Origin of the sequence: Bradyrhizobium vignae (genome assembly GCF_004114425.1) — a bacterium.
GTDB lineage: Bacteria > Pseudomonadota > Alphaproteobacteria > Rhizobiales > Xanthobacteraceae > Bradyrhizobium > Bradyrhizobium vignae.
Window position 1 is genome coordinate 144,375 of record NZ_RDQF01000010.1, and the last position, 16,410, is coordinate 160,784.

20 protein-coding genes are annotated in these 16,410 nt (G+C 63.8%); 11 read left to right on the top strand and 9 right to left on the bottom strand.

Features of this window, described 5'->3' with window-relative positions:
- Positions 1–100: 100 nt before the first annotated feature.
- A complete protein-coding gene (locus tag EAV90_RS11640; RefSeq protein ID WP_122400705.1) occupies positions 101–466 on the top strand; it encodes a nuclear transport factor 2 family protein in 366 nt (121 codons plus the stop codon).
- On the opposite strand, the gene EAV90_RS11645 is transcribed toward EAV90_RS11640, so the two are convergent.
- A complete protein-coding gene (locus EAV90_RS11645) occupies positions 463–1,803 on the bottom strand; it encodes an ATP-binding protein (protein WP_129143446.1) in 1,341 nt (446 codons plus the stop codon). The two genes, EAV90_RS11640 and EAV90_RS11645, sit on opposite strands and share 4 nt — an antisense overlap.
- A gap of 84 nt (positions 1,804–1,887) precedes the next feature.
- On the opposite strand from EAV90_RS11645, the gene EAV90_RS11650 reads away from it, so the two are divergent.
- From EAV90_RS11650 to EAV90_RS11675, 6 genes are all read left to right on the top strand, one after another.
- Complete coding sequence (locus EAV90_RS11650; protein ID WP_129143447.1) at positions 1,888–2,532, top strand: response regulator transcription factor; 645 nt, start codon at positions 1,888–1,890, stop codon at positions 2,530–2,532.
- Positions 2,533–2,565: 33 nt separating this feature from the next.
- Positions 2,566–2,844 (top strand): hypothetical protein, encoded by a 279-nt coding sequence (locus EAV90_RS11655; protein ID WP_129143448.1) that lies wholly within the window; start codon positions 2,566–2,568, stop codon positions 2,842–2,844.
- 236 nt (positions 2,845–3,080) lie between these two features.
- Entirely contained in the window at positions 3,081–4,499 is a 1,419-nt protein-coding gene (thrC, locus tag EAV90_RS11660) for a threonine synthase (protein ID WP_164936876.1), read from the top strand.
- The gene (locus EAV90_RS11665) at positions 4,496–5,785 is read left to right on the top strand and encodes a M16 family metallopeptidase (protein ID WP_129143450.1); all 1,290 of its coding nucleotides are present in this window, start codon (positions 4,496–4,498) and stop codon (positions 5,783–5,785) included. The genes thrC and EAV90_RS11665 overlap by 4 nt, the downstream gene beginning before the upstream one ends.
- A gap of 40 nt (positions 5,786–5,825) precedes the next feature.
- On the top strand, positions 5,826–6,413 hold the full coding sequence (locus EAV90_RS11670; protein WP_122400710.1) for a GNAT family N-acetyltransferase: 588 nt from the start codon (positions 5,826–5,828) through the stop codon (positions 6,411–6,413).
- Between the two features lie 159 nt (positions 6,414–6,572).
- The gene (locus EAV90_RS11675) at positions 6,573–7,223 is read left to right on the top strand and encodes a hypothetical protein (protein ID WP_129143464.1); all 651 of its coding nucleotides are present in this window, start codon (positions 6,573–6,575) and stop codon (positions 7,221–7,223) included.
- 196 nt (positions 7,224–7,419) lie between these two features.
- Here the strand turns inward: EAV90_RS11675 and EAV90_RS11680 are convergent, their stop codons facing one another.
- The 6 genes from EAV90_RS11680 to EAV90_RS39390 form a co-directional block, all read right to left on the bottom strand.
- Positions 7,420–7,905: a F0F1 ATP synthase subunit B family protein gene (locus EAV90_RS11680; protein ID WP_122400713.1), complete on the bottom strand. Its 486-nt coding sequence runs from the start codon at positions 7,903–7,905 to the stop codon at positions 7,420–7,422.
- Between the two features lie 6 nt (positions 7,906–7,911).
- Positions 7,912–8,478, bottom strand: a complete 567-nt coding sequence (locus tag EAV90_RS11685; RefSeq protein ID WP_122400714.1) for a F0F1 ATP synthase subunit B — start codon at positions 8,476–8,478, stop codon at positions 7,912–7,914.
- 61 nt (positions 8,479–8,539) lie between these two features.
- Entirely contained in the window at positions 8,540–8,767 is a 228-nt protein-coding gene (locus tag EAV90_RS11690; protein WP_018643436.1) for a F0F1 ATP synthase subunit C, read from the bottom strand.
- 53 nt (positions 8,768–8,820) lie between these two features.
- Positions 8,821–9,570, bottom strand: a complete 750-nt coding sequence (locus EAV90_RS11695; RefSeq protein ID WP_129143451.1) for a F0F1 ATP synthase subunit A — start codon at positions 9,568–9,570, stop codon at positions 8,821–8,823.
- Positions 9,571–9,683: 113 nt separating this feature from the next.
- Positions 9,684–10,058 (bottom strand): AtpZ/AtpI family protein, encoded by a 375-nt coding sequence (locus EAV90_RS11700; RefSeq protein WP_027574325.1) that lies wholly within the window; start codon positions 10,056–10,058, stop codon positions 9,684–9,686.
- A gap of 51 nt (positions 10,059–10,109) precedes the next feature.
- Positions 10,110–10,385 carry a hypothetical protein gene (locus EAV90_RS39390; protein WP_164936877.1) on the bottom strand — a complete coding sequence of 92 codons (276 nt, stop codon included), beginning with the start codon at positions 10,383–10,385 and terminating at the stop codon, positions 10,110–10,112.
- 33 nt (positions 10,386–10,418) lie between these two features.
- Between EAV90_RS39390 and EAV90_RS11710 the strand changes: the two genes are divergently transcribed.
- Together EAV90_RS11710 and EAV90_RS11715 are read left to right on the top strand one after the other, a co-directional pair.
- The gene (locus EAV90_RS11710) at positions 10,419–10,934 is read left to right on the top strand and encodes a hypothetical protein (protein WP_129143465.1); all 516 of its coding nucleotides are present in this window, start codon (positions 10,419–10,421) and stop codon (positions 10,932–10,934) included.
- A gap of 148 nt (positions 10,935–11,082) precedes the next feature.
- Positions 11,083–11,556 (top strand): secondary thiamine-phosphate synthase enzyme YjbQ, encoded by a 474-nt coding sequence (locus EAV90_RS11715; RefSeq protein ID WP_129143452.1) that lies wholly within the window; start codon positions 11,083–11,085, stop codon positions 11,554–11,556.
- Between the two features lie 63 nt (positions 11,557–11,619).
- On the opposite strand, the gene EAV90_RS11720 is transcribed toward EAV90_RS11715, so the two are convergent.
- Entirely contained in the window at positions 11,620–13,245 is a 1,626-nt protein-coding gene (locus EAV90_RS11720; RefSeq protein WP_208738485.1) for an MFS transporter, read from the bottom strand.
- A 337-nt stretch (positions 13,246–13,582) separates the two neighbouring features.
- Between EAV90_RS11720 and EAV90_RS11725 the strand changes: the two genes are divergently transcribed.
- On the top strand, positions 13,583–14,254 hold the full coding sequence (locus tag EAV90_RS11725) for a response regulator (RefSeq protein ID WP_122400719.1): 672 nt from the start codon (positions 13,583–13,585) through the stop codon (positions 14,252–14,254).
- Positions 14,255–14,375: 121 nt separating this feature from the next.
- Here the strand turns inward: EAV90_RS11725 and EAV90_RS11730 are convergent, their stop codons facing one another.
- A complete protein-coding gene (locus EAV90_RS11730; RefSeq protein WP_244607854.1) occupies positions 14,376–14,783 on the bottom strand; it encodes a RidA family protein in 408 nt (135 codons plus the stop codon).
- Positions 14,784–15,365: 582 nt separating this feature from the next.
- Between EAV90_RS11730 and EAV90_RS11735 the strand changes: the two genes are divergently transcribed.
- Positions 15,366–16,397, top strand: a complete 1,032-nt coding sequence (locus tag EAV90_RS11735) for an alpha/beta fold hydrolase (RefSeq protein WP_129143454.1) — start codon at positions 15,366–15,368, stop codon at positions 16,395–16,397.
- Positions 16,398–16,410 lie beyond the last annotated feature (13 nt).

Consider the following 16,410-nt stretch of genomic DNA (forward strand, 5'->3'; position numbering starts at 1 on the left):
TTTCGAGGGAACCGGTATCGCCCGGGGTTTATTTTTCAGCGCATATTCACGACTGTGGTCCTAAGCCACCGGGATTTTCCGCGGCAGACAGGATTGTAGCGTGAGCGATTTCGACCAGATGGGAATTGTCGTCGATTGGGTGGACGCCTGCCGGAAGGGCGATCTCGCGACACTGCTCGACCTCTATGCGGACGATGCGCAGCTCGAATGCACGTGTAACGGCACGCGGCGCTACCACGGCCGGAGCGAGATCGAGGCCTATTGGCAGCCGCAGCTCAGCGCCTTCTCGTCGGCGGGTTTCGGTCTGGAAGAGATCCATCCCGCGCCCCACGGCATCGATCTCGAATATTCCGTCGCCGGCGCGCTGCGCATTCAGGCCTCGTTCCGCTTCAGCCTGGATGGCAAGATCCGCAGCACGCTGTGCGAACCGGCGCTACAGAACGCGCATGATGGCTGCGGCTGTTAGCCTGATGATGGCGCGTCCCGCGTTGCCTGTACCGGAAGGCGGCAGCGCACGTAAGTTCGCTCATCCATGCGCAACAGGGACAGCGATCCGCTGAGCGCACGCACGCGCTCATGCATGCCGGTCAGCCCCCGGCCGAAGATGTTGCCCGCAGGAAAACCGCCGCCATCATCGGAGATCTCGACGACGAGCGTCTCGCCGGCGACGGCCGCCTGCACATCTACGTTGCTGGCCTCGGCATGGCGGAGCGCGTTGGTCAGTGCTTCCTGGATCACCCGATACACGGTCTGAGCCAACGGCCCGTGGATCACGTTCAGATCCGGATCGATCGTGTCCGTGACGGCGATATGCGGTGCCTGCTTGCCAAAATTCCGGATCAGCGTCTGCACGCTGGTCGCAAGGCCCAGTTCCTCGATGTAGAGCGGCCGCAGCCGGTCGAGAATGCGGCGGTTGGTCTGCTGGAGCGCCTCGACCGATTGTAGTACCTCCCGTGCCGAGTTGCCGAGATTTCCTGTCTGCGGCGCAGCGTCGACCAGCGCGATCGTGCCGGCGCGGATGCTGAACAGCAGCGGTCCGAGCTCGTCGTGCAGTTCGCGGGCGAGATCGCGCCGCTCATCGTCCTGGAGCGACACCAGACGGTGCATCAGATCACGATTGTCCCGGCTCAGTTGCGCAAGCGTTGCGGCCAGTGCATTCGCCTCCTCGCAACCTTGCCGAATTTCCGGCGGGCCCCCGACCGGAATCGGCCTGGTGTAGTCGCCCTGTCGTATTCGCGTGAGACCTTCGCCGAGATCTTGCAGAGGGCGCAGGACAGATCCCGCCAGGACGTAGGCGATCGTGCCGGTAAGAACCATCAGTCCGGCGACCAGGCTGGTCAGCGCAAGAAAGCCGATCCATTTCTCGAACAGATCGGCCGATATGTCCGGCACGAAGACGATGTCGCCGATACGTCTGCCGTCGATCATCACTGGGGATGCCACGCCCAAGTTTGGGATGGCGAGAAGGTCGATGAACCATTGCGGCACGCCATGCGACTTGCGCGGGCCGTCCTTCGGCACCGGCGCGGCACCTGCTTCCAGGGCCCGGAACTGGATGTCGGAGGAGGTGTCCAAAGAATGGACAAAGGCGTCGAGCGTCTGCCGTGGATTGTCCGATGCGCGAAGGGTATTGTTGAGCGCAGCGGCGATGGCTTCTGTCGAACGCCGCCTCGGCTCGTTCTCCTCGGCCAATTGGCCCGTCGCGAATATCTGGAGCAGCACGCCCCCCAGGATCAGCGCCGCGAGAAAGCTAGCGCCGAGCGGAAGAAACAGTTGCGTCCTGAACGAAAGTCGTTGCCACATTAGGCCAATTCTAACGCGCAGCGGCGGGTTTTGCTCTTTCCATTTATTCCCGCCGGTTTATGAGTCGAAGAAAGAGGGTCCGCGATGCAAGATACCGCCAAGCTGGCGACCAGGGTCCTGATCGTCGACGACCATCCCGTGGTGCTGTCGGGTTGCCGCACCCTGTTCGCGTCCGACCATTCAATCCGCATTGACGAAGCGACCGATGCCAAATCCGGACATCGCGCCTTTGTCAGCAAGCGGCCCGACGTCACCGTGATCGACATCAGCCTGCCCGATGTCTCCGGCTTCGAGCTGATGCGACGCATCCGCAAGGACGATCCCGACGCCAAGATCATCATGTTCAGCATGAACGACGATCCGGCCTTCGTGGTGCGGGCAGTCGAGCTTGGGGCGCAGGGTTATGTCTCCAAGGGCGACGATCCCCGTATCCTGCTGAAAGCGGTGCGCAAGGTGGTCGCGGGCGACAATTTCATCTCGCCGCAGCTTGCGGAAGCCGTGACGTTTTCGGGCGCGGCGATCAAGGCCAATCCGGCTTCGCAGATGACACCGCGGGAGCTCGAAATTCTCCGCCTGCTTGGACGCGGCGACAAGATCGTCGAGGTCGCCGAGGCGCTCGGCATCTCCTACAAGACGGTCGCCAACACTACATCTCTGCTGAAGCAGAAGCTGGGTGCCAAGAATCACTCCGATCTGATCCGGATCGCAGTGGAGATCGGGATGAACTGACCTTCCGCCAGCGACCGAACCGGCTGCTCCAGGATGCAGCGGTTCGGTCGACGGATCGGCGCCGCCGTTGGCCGGGCAATGCATGGCCAACGGGCTGACACCGATCCGCGGACACAATGGGCCGAGACTGCATTCGTTCCTGCCGCGGCCAACATTTCGGGAAAAAGCGGCATTTGGCGACACGATCTTGCCGTGCCGGCAGAAGCGGGGCCCGGAGCGGATCGGGAAGAACAGGAACATTTTTCGGCGCGCGCGGTTTTGTCCCTTGACGATTTCGTGACAGGCGACGAAAGCTTGCCGGAAGAGTTTTGACGGGTCAGCGACCCCGACGAGGCAAACCGGTCTGCACACAACGACAGACCTTCCAAGAGAAGGGCTGCGGTCATACCGCAGCCCTTTTTCATTGGGCGAGGGTGGGCCGGAAGCGGTTTCCCGATGCCGCAAAACACTTTATGGTGGCTCAAAGCAGCTGGCTGTTTAGCAAGTAGTTTCGTGAAATCAAAGGCTTAAGGATCGAGCTTCGGCTCGACCGGCCTTTGGAGGGCAGTTTGACTCGTTATATCTCAACCCGGGGCGAGGCCCCCGAACTCGGCTTCTGTGACGTGATGCTGACCGGGCTCGCCCGCGACGGTGGTCTATATGTGCCAGCGACGTGGCCACAGCTCCCGACTGAGACGATCGCCGGATTCTTCGGCCGTCCCTATTGGGAGGTCGCGGTCGACGTGATTCGGCCCTTCGCCGGCCGCGAGATCTCGGACGCCGAGCTCGGTCGCATGGCGAACGAGGCCTATGCCACCTTCCGCCATCCCGCGGTGGTGCCACTACGCCAAATGTCGCCGCATCAGTTCGTGCTGGAGCTATTCCACGGTCCGACGCTCGCCTTCAAGGACGTGGCGATGCAGCTGATCTCGCGGCTGATGGATCATGTGCTCGCCAAGCGCGGCCAGCGCACCACCATCGTGGTCGCGACGTCGGGCGATACCGGCGGCGCCGCGGTCGAAGCCTTTGCAGGACTCGAGAATGTCGATCTCATCGTGCTGTTTCCGCACGGCCGCATCTCCGAGGTGCAGCAGCGGATGATGACGACGACGGGCGCCGCCAATGTGCATGCGCTCGCCATCGAAGGCACGTTCGACGATTGCCAGGCGCTCGTGAAGGGGATGTTCAACAATCATCGCTTCCGCGATGCGACCTCGCTCTCCGGTGTCAATTCCATCAACTGGGCGCGCATCGTCGCCCAGGTGGTCTATTATTTCACCTCCGCCGTTGCCGTCGGTGCGCCGGCGCGCGCGGTCGATTTCGTCGTGCCGACGGGCAATTTCGGCGACATCTTCGCCGGCTATGTCGCCAAGCGCATGGGGCTGCCGGTGCGCACCCTGCGCATCGCCGCCAACGTCAACGACATCCTGGCGCGGACGCTGAAGACTGGAATCTACGAGGTGCGCGAGGTGCACGCGACGGCGTCGCCGTCGATGGACATCCAGATCTCGTCGAATTTCGAGCGACTGCTGTTCGAGGCCGGCCGGCGCGATGCCGCCGGCGTGCGCCGTCTGATGGAGTCGCTGAAGCAGTCCGGACGTTTCGTGCTGCCGGATGCGACGCTCGCCGCGATCCGCGAGGAGTTCGATGCCGGGCGCGCCGACGAGACCGAGACGTCGGCTGCGATCCGCGCCGCCTGGCGTGAAGCCGGTGAGCTGGTCGATCCTCATACGGCCGTGGCGCTTGCCGTCGCGGACCGCGACACCACCGACACCAGGGTACCGAGCATCGTGCTCTCCACCGCCCATCCGGCCAAATTCCCCGACGCTGTCAAGGCGGCTTGCGGCCAGCGGCCGCAACTGCCGGCCTGGCTCGACGGCTTGATGACTAAATCCGAACACATGAGGGTGATGAAGAACGATCAGGCCAAGGTCGAGCGGTTCGTGCTGTCGGTCAGCCGCGCCGCAAAGCAGGGAGTTGCCGGATGAGCGTCGAGATCTCCAAGCTTGCCTCCGGCCTGACCGTCGTCACCGACGAGATGCCTCACCTCGAAACCGCGGCGCTCGGGGTCTGGGCCGGCGTCGGCGGACGCGACGAAAAGCCCAACGAGCACGGCATCTCGCATCTGCTCGAGCACATGGCGTTCAAGGGCACGACGAAGCGCTCTTCGCGCGAGATCGTCGAGGAGATCGAGGCGGTGGGCGGCGACCTCAATGCCGGCACCTCGACCGAGACCACGTCCTACTATGCGCGGGTGCTGAAGGCCGACGTGCCGCTCGCGCTCGATGTGCTCGCCGACATCCTCGCCAATCCCGCCTTCGAGCCCGACGAGCTGGAGCGCGAGAAGAACGTCATCGTGCAGGAGATCGGCGCGGCGCAGGACACGCCCGACGACGTCGTGTTCGAGCATCTCAACGAGCTCTGCTATCCCGACCAGCCGATGGGCCGTTCCCTGCTCGGCACGGCCAAGACGCTGCGCGCCTTCAACCGCGACATGCTGCGTGGCTATCTCTCGACGCATTATCGCGGACCCGACATGGTGGTGGCGGCGGCCGGCGCAGTTGATCACAGCCAAGTCGTCGCCGAGGTCGAGAGACGCTTTGCGAGTTTCGAGGGGACGCCGGGGCCGAAGCCGCAGACCGCTCAGTTCGGCCAGGGCGGCACCAAGGTCGTGCATCGCGAGCTCGAGCAGGCGCATCTGACGCTGGCGCTGGAAGGCGTGCCCCAGACGGATTCGTCGCTGTTCTCGCTCCAGGTCTTCACCAATATTCTCGGCGGCGGAATGTCGTCGCGGCTGTTCCAGGAGGTGCGTGAGAAGCGCGGCCTCTGCTACTCCATCTACACCTTCCACGCGCCCTACAGCGATACCGGCTTCTTCGGCCTCTATACCGGCACCGATCCGGCCGACGCGCCGGAGATGATGGAGGTGGTGGTCGACATCATGAACGACTCTGTGGAGACGCTGACCGATGCCGAGATCGCCCGGGCCAAGGCGCAGATGAAGGCGGGTCTCCTGATGGCCATGGAGAGCTGCTCCTCCCGTGCCGAGCAGCTCGCCCGGCATGTGCTCGCCTATGGGCGGCCGCAGACGGTTCAGGAATTGGTGGCCCGGATCGATGCCGTCAGCATCGAATCGACGAGGGATGCGGCGCGAGCGCTGCTGTCGCGGAGCCGGCCCGCCGTTGTCGCATTGGGCAGTGGCAGGGGTCTGGACACGGCGGTATCTTTTGCGGAAGGATTGACCCGGGCGCGCGCCAAGGCGCGGTTGCATTAGGAGCCGCGCTACGGCGGGACCGCCCCCGGAAAGCATCACCATGGCCCTCTTTCGCCTGCCGTCCAGTGGACCCGCCGCCCTCGCGCCGCGCGGCAACGGGCTGTTGCTGCGCGCGCCGCAAATGTCCGACTTCCTGCAATGGGCTCATTTACGCGAAACCAGCCGCGACTATCTCACGCCCTGGGAACCGATCTGGCCGTCTGACGATCTCACCCGGTCCGGCTTCCGCCGTCGTCTGCGCCGCTATTCCGAGGACATCGCCGCCGACCGCTCCTATCCCTTTCTGATCTTCCGGGAGCTCGACGGCGCCCTGATCGGCGGCATCACGCTGGCCAATGTTCGGCGTGGCATCGTGCAGGCCGGCACCATCGGCTACTGGGTCGGGCAGCCCTACGCGCATCGCGGCTACATGACGGCCGCACTGCGGGTGCTGCTGCCGACGCTGTTCGGCGAGCTCAATCTGCACCGGGTCGATGCCGCCTGCATTCCCACCAATGCGCCGTCGATCCGGGTGCTGGAGAAGTGCGGCTTCTCCCGCGAGGGCCTGGCGCGCCGCTATCTCTGCATCAATGGAATTTGGCAGGATCACCTGCTGTTCGGGCTGCTGCACGAGGATTTCCGCGGCTGACCGGGGAGCTCCTGCGGCCAAAGTCTCGATGGTCCCGCCCTGTTGGCTGTTCTATTCGCTTGCCTTGCTGTCCGCCTTGGGTTCGCCGATTTTGGCGATATAACGGCGCGGGCCAGCCGGTAGATCGGCCCGAATGTTGTGATGGGAGTATGGGTGTCGATGGTGAAGGAGCTTCGGTCATCGCGGACGACGTTGCTGCGGGGGACGGCGCTCGCGTTGGCGTTGTCAGTTGCGCTCACGACCGTCTCGCCGGCGGCGGCCCAGTCCTTGAGCGACCGCTTCAAGAGCCTGTTCGGCGGCAAGCCGGACGAGCCGGCCCAGCCCAATCCAGCGCCGGCGCCCGGCCAGCCGGCCGAAGACGACATCGACTGCCCGCAGGTCACCGTGCGCTCCGGCGCCTCCACCTATGCGGTCGGTGCGAGCGGCAAGCAGGCCGTCGGTAACGACATCCGCTTCCAGGCAACGATCACCAAGATGGCACGCGAATGCGCCCGGAGCGGCGGTGATATCACCGCCCGGATCGGCATCCAGGGCCGCGTCATCGCAGGTCCCGCCGGTGCGCCCGCGACCGTCGAGGTCCCCTTGCGTGTTGCGGTGGTGCAGGGTGGCGTCGGCGAAAAGGTCATCGCCTCGAAGGCCTACCGGACGACAGTCGCAATGTCGGAGGGCGGCAGTGTGCCCTTCAGCTTCATTGTCGAGGATCTGTCCTATCCCGTGCCTTCAGCCGCGGTCGCGGATTCCTACATTTTCTACGTCGGCTTCGATCCGCAGGCGCTTTCGCCCGAGCCGAAGGGGCGGAAGAAGAAGTAGGCGATGTCTCGTGCCCCGGACGCGGCGCGGCGCTTCTTTAGCGCTGCGCGGCAGAGCCGGGGCCCGGAGCTGCCGATGCTGGGTCCCGGCTCTGCGTCGCGTCATTTCATGCCGCGCCGCGTCCGGGACACGCGCAAGCAGCAAAAAAGCCGGCGCTCATCGCGCCGGCTTTTTTTGATTGGTGAGGCGTTCGCCCTCAGTTCAGCTTTTGCCGAACCTCGTTGATGCCCTTGGCGAGCAGGTCGTCGGCGACCTGGCCCCTGACCGACTGCGACAGGATGGTCGAGGCGGCCTGGACGGCGGCTTCTGCGGCCGCGGCGCGGACGTCGGCCAGCGCCTGGGCCTCGGCGAGCGCGATCTTGCTCTCCGCGGTCTTGGTACGACGGGCGACGAAGTCTTCCATCTTCGCCTTGGCGTCGGCAGCGATGCGCTCGGCTTCGGCCTTGGCGTTGGCGATGATGTCGGCAGCTTCACGCTCGGCCGTGGCGCTGCGCGCCTTGTAGTCGGCGAGCACCTTGGCCGCCTCCTGCTTGAGGCGCGCGGCGTCGTCGAGCTCGGCCTTGATGCGGGCGGCGCGATGATCGAGCGCAGTCATCGCCGACTTGAAGACGCCGAGATAGCCGAACACGATCATCAGGATCACGAAGGCGACGGCGACCCAGGTTTCAGGATCGAAGAACATCTGTGGCTAACCCTTCAAGGACGCATCGACAGCGGCATTGACCGAGGTGGCATCCGGAATGATTCCGGTGAGCTGCTGCACGATCTGACCTGCCGCATCCGCCGCGATGCCGCGGACGTTGCTCATGGCGGTGGTGCGGGTCGAGGCGATGGTCTTCTCCGCCTCGGCGAGCTTGGCCGCCAGCTGCTCTTCCAGCGCCTTGCGTTCGGCGTCCGCCTGCGCATTCGCCTTGTCGCGGGATTCGTTGCCGATCGCCTGCGCCCGCGAACGCGCCGAAGCGAGCTCGCTTTCATAGGCTTTCAGCGCAGCCTCGGACTGGTCCTTCAGCCTCTGCGCTTCAGTGAGGTCGCCCTCGATCTTGTTCTGGCGTGCTTCGATCGCACCGCCGACCTTCGGCAGAGCGAGCTTGGACACGATCACGTAAAGCAGGACGAAGAAGATCGCGAGCGACACCAGCTGCGAAGCATAGGTGCTGCTCTCGAACGGCGGAAAGCCGCCGCTGTGATGACCGCCATCGGCTTCGGTGTGGGCACCCGCCGCCGGTCCTTTTGCCCCGCCATGACTCTCAGCCATGGAGTACTCCCGTTGCTGTCACGCGCCGCTTCGGATGAAGCGGCGCGAAAGAAGTCGTTCTTTAGAAAACGAACAGCAGAAGCAGCGCGATCAGCAGCGAGAAGATGCCGAGCGCTTCGGTCACGGCGAAGCCGAAGATCAGGTTGCCGAACTGGCCCTGAGCGGCCGACGGGTTGCGAACGGCTGCGGCGAGGTAGTTGCCGAAGATCACGCCCACACCGACGCCCGCACCGCCCATGCCGATGCACGCGATGCCCGCGCCGATAAGTTTTGCTGCTGCCGGATCCATTTTAGACTCCTTGGAAGAAAGATTGCGTTGTGGGTGGAAATTCCCCGGACCGCTCAGTGTCCCGGATGAATGGCGTCGTTGAGGTAGATGCAGGTCAGGATCGCGAACACGTAAGCCTGCAGGAACGCGACCAGGATCTCGAGCGCGTACAGCGCGATCGTGAGCGCCAGCGGCAGCACGCCGCCGACCCAGCCGATGGCGCCGAGCGAGAAGCCCAGCATGGCGACGAAGCCCGCGAACACCTTCAACGCGATGTGGCCGGCCAGCATGTTGGCGAACAGACGAATGCTGTGCGAGACCGGCCGCAGGAAGAACGACAGCACCTCGATGAACATGACCAGCGGCAGGACGTAGCCGGGGACGCCGTGAGGAACGAAGATCTTGAAGAATTTCAGGCCGTTCTTGGCGATGCCGTAGATCAGCACGGTGAAGAAGACCAGGAGCGCCAGCCCGGCGGTGACGATCAGGTGGCTGGAGACCGTGAAAGTGTAGGGGATGATGCCGACCAGGTTCGAGACGCAGATGAACATGAACAGCGAGAAGATCAGCGGGAAGAACTTCATGCCCTCCGCGCCGGCCGTCGAACGGATGGTCGAGGCGACGAACTCGTAGGAGATCTCGGCGACCGATTGCAGGCGCCCGGGAACCAGCTGCGAGCCGCTCGCGAGCATCAAGAGCGAGATGATCGCGACCGCCACCAGCATGTAGAGCGACGAATTGGTGAAGGCGATCGTGTGATTGCCGATATGGCCCAGGGTGAAGAGAGGCTCGATGTTGAACTGGTGGATCGGGTCGATTTTCATCAGCGCGGCATCTCTTGGTCTGCCGGGCTATGCCGGCGGGTCTCGGTCTGCCGGCCGGGCCGGCCCGTACCGGCGAGGCCGGCACGATCATTCCTCTCCTGGTGGGACCAGCTTTAAGAACCACCGCGCCTGTTTTGACCCGCACCCGCCGACCTCACCACATTCACCACGCCGGCGACGAAGCCCAGCAGCGTGAACACGATGAACCCGAAAGGCGACGTCGACAGCAAGCGGTCGAACCCCCAGCCAATCCCCGCTCCGACAATGACGCCGGCGATCAACTCGGAGGATAACCGGAAACCAAGCGCCATCGCCGAGGCTCTGGCCGCTCTGTCTCCCTCGTCACCTGCGGGTTGCTCGGTCCTGGTCCGGCGATCGCGAATTTCGGACAACCGCTGATCAAGACTTCCGAGCCGTTCGGAAAGCGCAGCTTCCTCGGGCGATCTATCGCGATCTCCATTCTCGCCGTGCTCCGTGCCCTGTGTCATGCAACGAAGACCCGAAACGCCGCGGCTGAATGGAAATTACGCCCGCCACCCTCAAAAGCCGCGCGGACCATACTGATGGGCCATAATCAAGTCAAGCCAAGTCACGATTGCGTCGCTTTCAGTTATGTATTTGATTTGTCTTGTGATATTGGCGCGCGCGGCAGCGCTGCACACAGCGTGACGCCGCACCGCAGCAGGTCTGCTCACGATCGGCGGATGCCGCTGTCCTTTTGCCGCACGACCGGGATCAAAGAAGCCATCCCGTTCGTTGATTTCAGGGGACGGGTTTTTGGCGGCGGACTGCCCGATGGGGGTGTAGAATTGCACAGAAGCCGCAGCAGTGCCGTGCCGGAGGCAGTGATGAGACCAGCGATGTCATCCACAACATCATGGCTAGCGGCGGCTGCCGCGGTGATGGTCGTCGGCGGCGGCCTCGTCGCTGCGCAATCGGTGCCCGACGGCGAAAATGGCCGCTACAACATGACGCCCATCCCAGAGGGCGTGCTGCGGCTCGACACGCGCACCGGCACGGTATCGACCTGCACCAAGAACGGCGCCGGCTGGGCCTGCTACGCGGTGCCTGACGAGCGGACCGCACTCGATACCGAGATCGGCAGGCTCCAGGCGGAGGTCGAGAGGCTGAAGGGACAGCTCGCAGCGGGGCCGACGGTGTCGGGCAAGATCGACGAGGCGCTGCCGAAGTCCGACTCGCTGAAGAAAGCCGAGCCCAAGGTCGCCGAGGGCGAGCGCAAGATCGAGATCCCGCTGCCGAGCGACCAGGACATCGATCGCGTGATGTCGTTCCTGGAGAAGGCCTGGCGGCGGCTGATCGACATGGCCAACCGCGTGCAGAAGGACGTGTCGGGGAAGATTTGAGGGCGCCTTCGCTATCCATGCGTTGAGGTGCCGTAGGGGTGGCAAAGGCGCGAAGCGCCGTGCCCACCACCTCGATATCGTCGCGGGGATTGGTGGGCACGCTTCGCTTTGCCCGCCCTACGGCGGCTTTCCAAGTTGAGAGAATTTGATGACATCAGCCAAATCCGTAACCCGCTCGGCGCCATCGACGGTGCAAGCCACCACCATCTCGTCGTCGCTGCTGACCGTGCAGACATCGGGCCGCGGCTTTACCGATCTCACCAGCGAAGCCGCGAAGTTCATCGCCGAGGCAAACGCGCGCGACGGCGCGCTGACGCTGTTCATCCGCCACACCTCGGCCTCGCTGACGATTCAGGAGAACGCCGATCCGTCCGTGCTCGTCGATCTCAGCACCGCGCTGTCCCGGCTTGCGCCGGAGAATGCCGGATGGACGCACGACACCGAAGGGCCGGACGATATGCCCGCGCATGTCAAGACGATGCTGACGGGGGCCTCGCTTCAGGTCCCGGTCCTGAACGGCAAGCTTGCGCTCGGCACCTGGCAGGCGATCTATCTGATCGAGCATCGCAGCCGGCCGCACCACCGCGAGGTCGTGCTGCAATTCGTCGGCAGCAATCAGTAAGCGCTCAAAGCAAACCGGCCGCGGAGACCGCGGCCGGTTCGTGTCGTCGATTGCTGCTTTCGATCAGGTCGCCTTGATGTCGACGTCCTTGGTCTCCGGCAGGAACAGGAACCCGATCACGACGGTGATCGCCGCGAAGATGATCGGGTACCACAGGCCGGCATAGATGTCGCCGGTCGAGGCCACGATGGCGAACGCGGTGGCGGGCAGGAGGCCGCCGAACCAGCCATTGCCGATGTGATAGGGCAGCGACATCGAGGTGTAGCGGATGCGGGTCGGGAACAGTTCGACCAGCATCGCCGCGATCGGGCCGTACACCATGGTGACGTAGACCACGAGGACGAAGAGCAGGCCGATGATCGCCGCCACCTGCGGGCGGAAGACGTCGAACGGATGCGCCATCTTCACGATGGCGGCGTCGCCCGCCTTCGGGTAGCCGGCCGCCTGCACCGCAGCGAGAATCGCCGGATTGCTGTCCTTTGCGTTCGTGTAGGGCACGTCCTTGCCGTTGACCACGACCTTCACGCCCGAGCCGGCCGGGCCCGGCGTGGTCGAGTACCTGACCGAGGACTGCGACAGGTAGGCGCGCGCGGTGTCGCAAGGCGCGCTGAAGACGCGGGTACCGACCGGGTTGAACAGGTCGCCGCAACCGGCCGGATCGGCCACCACCTCGACCTTGACCTGCTCGATGGCCTTTTCCAGCGCCGGGTTGGCGTTGGTGGTGATCATCTTGAAGATCGGGAAGAAGGTCAGTGCCGCGATCAGGCAGCCGCCGAGGATGATCGGCTTGCGGCCGATTCTGTCAGAGAGCATGCCGAACACGACGAAGAAGCCGGTGCCCAGCAGCAGCGACCAGGCGATCAGCAGGTTGGCGGTGTAGCCATCGACCTTCAGGATCGATTGCAGGAAGAACAGCGCGTAGAACTGGCCAGTGTACCAGACCACGCCCTGGCCCATCACGCCGCCGAGCAGGGCGAGCAGCACGAGCTTGCCGTTCTGCCAGTTGCCGAAGGCCTCCGTCAGCGGCGCCTTCGAGCCCTTTCCCTCATCTTTCATCTTCTGGAAGATCGGCGATTCATTGAGGCGAAGCCGGATCCAGACCGAGATGCCGAGCAGCAGCACCGAAACCAGGAACGGGATGCGCCAGCCCCACTTCGCGAAATCGGCTTCGCCGGTCGCGGTGCGGGTGAACAGGATCACCAGCAGCGACAGGAACAGGCCGAGCGTCGCCGTGGTCTGGATGAAGGAGGTGTAGTAGCCGCGCTTGCCGTGCGGCGCGTGCTCCGCGACATAGGTCGCCGCACCGCCATACTCGCCGCCGAGCGCAAGGCCCTGGGCGAGGCGCAACGCGATCAGGATGATCGGGGCTGCGATGCCGATCGTCGCTGCGCTGGGCAGCAGGCCGACGATGAAGGTCGAAAGACCCATGATCAGGATGGTGACGAGGAAGGTGTATTTGCGGCCGACGATGTCGCCGATGCGGCCGAATACGATGGCGCCGAATGGGCGGACCAGGAAGCCCGCCGCGAAGGCCAGCAGCGCGAAGATGTCGCGTGTGGCCGGCGGATAATCCGAGAAGAACTGCACGCCGATGATCGAGGCGAGCGAACCGTAGAGGTAGAAATCGTACCATTCGAAGACGGTACCGAGCGAGGAGGCGAGAATGACGAACCGTTCGTCCTTCGTCATTCCTCCCGCGCCGGCTTGAGACACAGCCATTGTCGACATGTTGAGTCGCTCCCCGAAATGCGTTTCCTCGCGCCCTAGAGGTCCGGACGTGCCGGATCCAACCCAGGTCTTGATCACAAGGTAACATCGCCGTGAAACCCTCCCCAATACGACTTTCGGCCTTGCGCAACTGACGCGCGGCTGACCGTGTGGTATCGGGGGCCGCCGCGCTGCTCCAGAGCTTTCCGGATTAACCCCTTTGCTGCAAAGGGATAATGTGCACTTGCATGCCACAGCCGCTCGGGGGAAGAATTGACGTATTGTTCGCCGGCCCGGCGCGAACGACAGCAAGAGAACGATGAACGCTCCCTCGACCCATCTCGTCATCGCCGATGACCATCCCTTGTTCCGCGATGCGCTGCGACAGGCGGTGGCGGGCGTTCTCCCCTCGGCCAGGATCGACGAGGCCGGATCATTCGAGGACCTGACCAAGCTCCTGGAACAGACCTCCGAGGTCGACCTGATCCTGCTCGACCTCTCGATGCCCGGGATTTCCGGCTTCTCCGGCCTGATCTATCTGCGCGCGCAATATCCGGCGGTCCCGGTGGTGATCGTCTCGGCTTCCGACGACAGCGCCACGATCCGCCGCTCGCTCGATTTCGGCGCCTCCGGCTTCATCCCCAAGCGGTTCGGCGTCGAGACGCTGCGCGACGCCATTCTCAAGGTGATGGAAGGCGACGTCTGGGTTCCCGCCGACACCGATCTGTCGGCTGCGGCCGACCCCGACATGACGCGCCTGCGCGACCGCTTGGTGACGCTGACGCCGCAGCAGGTTCGGGTCCTGATGATGCTGTCCGAGGGCCTCCTCAACAAGCAGATCGCCTACGAGCTCGGCGTCTCCGAGGCCACCATCAAGGCCCATGTCTCGGCCATCCTGCAGAAGCTCGGCGTCGAGAGCCGGACGCAAGCCGTGATCGCCGCCGCCAAGATCGCCGGCGGTCAGTGGAAGCAGGGCACGCCGACGGGGTGAGGCGTTTGCTCGCTAAATTGCGGATGTCCGGTCTTGAGGCGACGCGAAATCATTCGGCGCGCTCATCTTCGCCGAGTTTCGATCCAAAGGAGACGCCTAGGTGGGCCGATTGTGTCTGTAGTCACACTGTTCGGGGCAGGAATACAATCGACGGCTCGATCTCGATAAGGAACTCGTCCCTGGCGAGGCTCGTCACTCCGATCCAAGTTGTGCACGGTGGATTATCACCAAATGCAGCCTTGAGCGCGCGAGATATGGCGTCACCTTGGTGCAGGTGGGTTTGCCTAATATAAATTCGTAACGATCCCACATCATCAAGTCTGGCACCAACGGAAGCTAGGGCCACGCTGAGGTTTTCCAAACTCTTTTCTAATTGGCGTCCAATGTCGCCAGTACCGACGATGTTTCCATTCGAATCCCACGCGACTTGACCGGAAATGTGTATCATCTGCCCGAAGGGCGAGGAAGTGACGGCCACCTGAGCAAAACCGAATTTCCGACTGTCAAAAAGCTCGGTTGGAATTTTCATGGACCGGGTCATTACTGCTCCCTGGTTGGTCAGATCACGGCGTTGTAGCCGACAATTCTAACCAGCGCTTGGAGCACTTCCGTTTATGGCCCAACCCGGAAGTCCGACGGTGGCCGCTCTTGCGCCGCCGTTGGCAGCCAGGCGAACATCGCGCGTTCATCAAGAATCGATCTTCTGAGATGCGCCCTGGCCACCCCCAAGTCCTTGGGGTGCCCGCCGGGCAAAACAGCAACGGCTGGGTCAATCAGCCTGCAGCAAAATATTCTGCTTTATCGAAATTCGGATTTATCGTATGCGTCGCCCATCCTGATCCGGCGAAGGGGGCGGTCGTACGTCGTCACGAGCCGCGGATCGGGCTGCGATGGACGCATGGAAGCAATCCAGAATCTTCCCGCGGAGGGATTCTGGATTGCCTCGCGGGCGTGCGTTGACCCGCGTTCCCATAGCCCTGAGCAGGCCACGCTTGCAGATGCTGGCAAGCGGCTTCATGCCCGCCTCACAACTTCTCACAAGTCCAAACGGGCGCCCTGCGTAACACGCTGATAGTCAGTTGCGTAACGACACGATCAAAGGACCACGACCATGAAACAGATGATCGACCAGTATCGCCGCCGATTCCTCGGCATCGCAGCCGGAACCGCCGCCGTCGGCCTCGGCGCGATCGACCTCGCGCGCGCCGAGACGGTGGCACAGCGGCCGTCCCCATCGAATGCCTCCTTCGGCCCGATCAAGCAGATCGACGCCGGTGTCCTCAATGTCGGCTATGCGGAAGCCGGCCCGTCGAACGGTCCGGTGGCGATCCTGCTGCACGGCTGGCCCTACGACATTCACGCCTTCGTCGATGTCGCGCCGATCCTCGCCAAGACCGGCTATCGCGTGATCATTCCTTACCTGCGCGGCTACGGCACGACGCATTTTCTCTCCAGCGAAACGCCGCGCAACGGAGAGCCTGCGGCGATGGCCGCCGACATCATCGCGCTGATGGACAAGCTCGACATCAAGAAGGCCGTCGTCGCCGGCTTCGACTGGGGCGCGCGCACCGCCGACATCATTGCCGCGCTGTGGCCGGATCGCTGCCGCGCGCTGGTGTCGGTCAGCGGCTATCTGATTTCCAGCCAGGCCGCCGGCGGCGCCCCGTTGCCGCCATCGGCCGAACTGCAATGGTGGTACCAGTTCTATTTCGCGACCGACCGCGGCCGCGCCGGTTACGAGAAGTACACGCACGATTTCGCCAAGCTGATCTGGAAGCTCGCCTCGCCGCAGTGGAAGTTCGACGACGCCACCTTCAACCGCAGCGCGGCGGCGCTCGACAACGGGGATCACGTCGCGATCACGATCCACAATTACCGCTGGCGGCTCGGGCTCGCCCAAGGCGAGGCGAAGTATGAGGAGCTCGAAAAGAAGCTGGCCGCAGCTCCGCAGATCGCGGTGCCGACGATCACGATGGAAGGCGACGCCAACGGAGCGCCGCATCCCGAGCCGAGCGCCTATGCCAAGAAGTTCTCGGGCCGATACGAGTTTCGCCTGATCACCGGCGGCATCGGTCATAACCTGCCGCAGGAAGCGCCGCAGGCCTTTGCCAAGGCCGTCATCGATGTCGGCGAAGGCGCCTGACGATGTTTCAAGA